Origin of the sequence: Burkholderia sp. HMSC10F09, from assembly GCF_001806955.1 — a bacterium.
In the GTDB taxonomy this organism is placed as follows: Bacteria; Pseudomonadota; Gammaproteobacteria; order Burkholderiales; family Burkholderiaceae; genus Burkholderia; species Burkholderia multivorans.
In genome coordinates this window covers 1-3,609 of sequence record NZ_KV786634.1, presented here as the reverse complement: position 1 = coordinate 3,609, position 3,609 = coordinate 1, and the positions used below count along the sequence as shown (strand labels likewise).

5 protein-coding genes are annotated in these 3,609 nt (G+C 63.4%); 3 read left to right on the top strand and 2 right to left on the bottom strand.

Annotation, left to right across the window (positions count from 1 at the left end):
- Positions 1 to 206 precede the first annotated feature (206 nt).
- The 3 genes from cueR (at position 207) to HMPREF3115_RS09290 (ending at position 1,466) form a co-directional block, all read left to right on the top strand.
- Positions 207 to 611 carry a Cu(I)-responsive transcriptional regulator gene (gene cueR, locus HMPREF3115_RS09295; RefSeq protein ID WP_070554204.1) on the top strand — a complete coding sequence of 135 codons (405 nt, stop codon included), beginning with the start codon at positions 207 to 209 and terminating at the stop codon, positions 609 to 611.
- A 215-nt stretch (positions 612 to 826) separates the two neighbouring features.
- Entirely contained in the window at positions 827 to 973 is a 147-nt protein-coding gene (locus HMPREF3115_RS28880) for a DUF3563 family protein (RefSeq protein WP_006402056.1), read from the top strand.
- A 145-nt stretch (positions 974 to 1,118) separates the two neighbouring features.
- A complete protein-coding gene (locus HMPREF3115_RS09290; protein ID WP_069220087.1) occupies positions 1,119 to 1,466 on the top strand; it encodes a hypothetical protein in 348 nt (115 codons plus the stop codon).
- Positions 1,467 to 1,472: 6 nt separating this feature from the next.
- On the opposite strand, the gene HMPREF3115_RS09285 is transcribed toward HMPREF3115_RS09290, so the two are convergent.
- Positions 1,473 to 2,318: a 23S rRNA (adenine(2030)-N(6))-methyltransferase RlmJ gene (locus tag HMPREF3115_RS09285; protein ID WP_070554202.1), complete on the bottom strand. Its 846-nt coding sequence runs from the start codon at positions 2,316 to 2,318 to the stop codon at positions 1,473 to 1,475.
- Positions 2,319 to 2,424: 106 nt separating this feature from the next.
- The gene (locus HMPREF3115_RS09280) at positions 2,425 to 3,396 is read right to left on the bottom strand and encodes a potassium channel beta subunit family protein (protein ID WP_035951504.1); all 972 of its coding nucleotides are present in this window, start codon (positions 3,394 to 3,396) and stop codon (positions 2,425 to 2,427) included.
- Positions 3,397 to 3,609 lie beyond the last annotated feature (213 nt).

The window sequence follows — 3,609 nt, the reverse complement described above, 5'->3', positions numbered from 1 at the left end:
CAGCAGGCGGGGGTTTTTGCATTTGCGGCGGCCGAAGTGCGCGCTCGCGTCGCGCTCGACGACGCAGCACAGCCGACGCCCCCGACATTCGATCGAACTCCACCCCTTTCCATGTCGAACGGCGGCCGAAAGCCGAATCCCACGATTTGATACGATCGAGATCTGTCGGACAGTCATCCGAACGAGATCGCGAAAGAGGGCATGGAATGAATATCGGCGACGCATCGCGCGCATCCGGCGTCAGCGCAAAAATGATCCGGTACTACGAGCAGGTCGGTCTGCTGACGCCAAGCAAGCGCAGCGACGCCGGCTATCGGATCTACGGTCCGGACGAAATCCATACGCTGCGGTTTATCCGCCAGGCGCGTCGACTCGGCTTTCTCGTCGAGGACATTCGAAAACTGCTGACGCTATGGCAAGACCGGTCGCGAGCCAGTGCCGAAGTGAAGTCGATCGCGCTCGGCCATGTCGCCGAGCTCGACAAACGAATCGCCGAACTCACCGATATGCGCGACACGCTGATGGACCTCGCCGCGCACTGTCACGGTGACGCGCGACCCGAATGCCCAATTTTGGCGCGACTTGCGGAGCCCGTCGGTGAACCACGTTAGTGCGCGCGCTCGACACGCCGAACCGAGGCTTTACGCCATCCCATTAAAAATCAAGCAGTTACGAACAGAGAGCGGCGCATCATTCCAAAACGGAATGACTTCCATGCAAGCATTTCACTAGCATCGCGGTCTGGGATCGCTATAATTCGGGATAACCCTATACGGGAAATCCCTGAATCTCGCTTCGCCAGGGTTCCCCTTCCTTGGAGAACATCATGATCGCCTACATCGTCGAAAAGCTGAGCAACTGGTTCGAATCCGCAGAGCGCGAGCGCCGTGAGGCTTATCTCGCCACGTCGTCGGACATCGTCCAGCTCGAGCAACGTATCCGTTCGCTCGAAACCAACGGCTACTCGCGGTAATTGCCGTGAACGCCGGGTGCCGCGCGGCACCGGTCCAAAAGCAAGCCCCGTATTGACGGGGCTTTGTTTTTTGTGCGGCGAAACTGGAGAAATTCGCCGTATGGCGCTATGGTATGGGCCTGTTTTTCAATCAGGGGGCACGATCATGCGCTTGCGTTTCACGGGGCGCCGCGCTGCGCGCGCGCACGCCATTGCGGGTGCCGCGATACTGCTTCACGGCGTCCTCGCTGCGGCTGCGACGTCGTCGAAGCCGTTGATCCTCGATACTCAGCGCGGCATCCAGGACGGCCGCGGCGGACTGGTTCTGCAGACGGCACCGCTATCGTCGGAGCCGATTGTCGAGCCGGCAGGCATGCGCGCGCCGGCAGGGCAGACCGGCACTTCGTCGATTCCGCTGTTCGTCGCGCCGTACATCGACGTGCCGGCAGCAGGGGCATCGCGAACCGGCTCGCCGGCCGTCATCACGCCGCGCCCGCGACCGCTGCAGCCGTAACGCCGATCAATTGCCGCGGTGCTCGACCTGGCATCGCGCGCCGCTGTCCTGTCCGAGCGTCTCGACCAGATACGGCAGCGCGTCGTTCATGCTTTGGGCAAGCGTGTACGGCGGGTTCAGAATGAACATGCCGCTTCCGTAGAGGCCGAGCCCGTCTGCGGGCGGATTCGACACCGTCAGCGTCGCGTGCAGCCAGTTGTCCGGCTGCAGGCGCTTCAGCTGTTCCGCAAAACGCTGCGATTCGGGCCGCGTTACTTGCGGATACCAGATCGCATAGCAGCCCGTCGCGAAGCGCTTCAGGCACTCGGTCACGCAAGTGATTGTGCGCGCGTAATCCTTCTTGTCCTCGTACGACGGATCGATCAACACGAGCGCGCGTCGCGGCGGCGGCGGCAGCAGCGCCTTGATGCCTTCGAAGCCGTCTCCGGAGAAGATCATGGCGCGTCGTCCGGCATCGCGAAAATTGTGGCGCAGCACGTCGATTTCGGTCGTGTGCATTTCGAACAGGCGCATCCGGTCCTGTTCGCGCATCAAGCGCCACGCCAGATACGGCGAGCCCGGGTAGTAACGCAGTTCGCCGTCGTCGTTCAGCGCGCGCACTTCGTCGACATATTCGCCGAGCGCCGGCGGCAGATTCTTGTCGTTCCACAGTCGGCCGATGCCGGTATCGTACTCGGCCGTCTTCGCCGCATAGCCGTCGCGCAGCGAATACACGCCTGCGCCGGCATGCGTATCGATGTACCAATACGACTTGTCCTTCTTGTTCAGATAGCGCAGCAGTTGAACGACGACGGCGTGCTTGAGCACGTCCGCGTGGTTGCCTGCGTGAAAACCGTGACGATAGCTGAGCATGGCGGGCGGCCTGGAACGAATGATGAATCGGGAAAAGCGGCAATCGGGCGCGCTCGGGCGCCGATGCGGCCGCGTATTGTACGCGAGGTACGCGCGTCGTCGCGCCTTACTCGTACGCGTCGCCGACCACCGCTTCGACGCGTTGCTTCACGTCCGGCGCGAGCCGCGCGACGACGTCGAGCGCACGCATGTTGTCGCCGATCTGCTCGATCCGCGAGGCGCCGGTGATCACCGAGCTCACGCGCGGATTCGCGAGCACCCACGCGATCGCGAGCTGGCCGGTCGTACAGCCGAGTTCGGCCGCGATGTCGCCGAGCTGCGCGACGATCGCGTTGCTTGCGGGATCGGTGAGGCGATCGCGCAGCCAGTCATAGCCCTGCACCTGCGCGCGACTGCCGGGCGGGACGCCGTTGCGATACTTGCCGGTCAGCAGGCCCGACGCGAGCGGGCTCCATGTGGTCAGGCCGAGGCCGTAATCGTCGTAGAGCCGCGCATATTCCTGCTCGACGCGCGTGCGGTGGAACAGGTTGTACTGCGGCTGCTCGACGATCGGCTTATGCAGATGATGCCGTTCGGCGATGTCGTATGCGGCGCGGATCTCGTCTGCGCTCCACTCGGAAGTACCCCAGTACAGTGCCTTGCCGCGCGCGATCATGTCGCTCATCGCCCATACGGTTTCTTCGATGGGCGTATGCGGATCGGGGCGATGGCAGTAGACGAGGTCGACATAGTCGAGTTGCAGCCGCCGCAACGAGCCGTCGATGGCGTTCAGCAGATATTTGCGGTTCAGCGTGTGGTACTGGTTCGGCGCTTCGGCCAGCCCCCAGAAAAACTTCGTCGACACGATGTAGCTGACGCGCGGCCAGCCGAGCGACTTCAGCGCCTGGCCCATGATTTCTTCGGACCTGCCGCCCGCGTAGACCTCGGCGTTGTCGAAGAAATTGACGCCGGCGTCCCGCGCGGCGGCGAGACATTCGCGCGCGACCCGCTGGTCGACCTGATTGCCGTACGTGACCCAGGAACCGAGCGAAAGCGCGCTGATCTGCAGGCCGGAGCGGCCAAGGCGCCGATAGTGCATGCGACTCTCCTGCGTGGACTCGATCGACCTTAAGCTTAGACGTTTTGCGCGCGGCCGGCAGCGCCGATCGTGCACAATAGCGGCTGGTTCGCCGGTGCGGCCGCTGGGTGGAGACGGGCGCGGCGCAGGCAGGCTTTATCGATCCGATAACAGAAGGAGACGGACATGGCAGCAGATCTGAGCGGCAAGACCGCAGTCGTCACGGGCGCCGCG

Excerpts from the sequence above, each read along its gene's own strand:
- HMPREF3115_RS28880 (WP_006402056.1), top strand. The coding sequence starts at position 827 with ATGATCGCCTACATCGTCGAAAAGCTGAGCAACTGGTTCGAATCCGCA.
- cueR (WP_070554204.1), top strand. The coding sequence starts at position 207 with ATGAATATCGGCGACGCATCGCGCGCATCCGGCGTCAGCGCAAAAATG.
- HMPREF3115_RS09285 (WP_070554202.1), bottom strand. The coding sequence starts at position 2,318 with ATGCTCAGCTATCGTCACGGTTTTCACGCAGGCAACCACGCGGACGTG.
- HMPREF3115_RS09290 (WP_069220087.1), top strand. The coding sequence starts at position 1,119 with ATGCGCTTGCGTTTCACGGGGCGCCGCGCTGCGCGCGCGCACGCCATT.
- HMPREF3115_RS09280 (WP_035951504.1), bottom strand. The coding sequence starts at position 3,396 with ATGCACTATCGGCGCCTTGGCCGCTCCGGCCTGCAGATCAGCGCGCTT.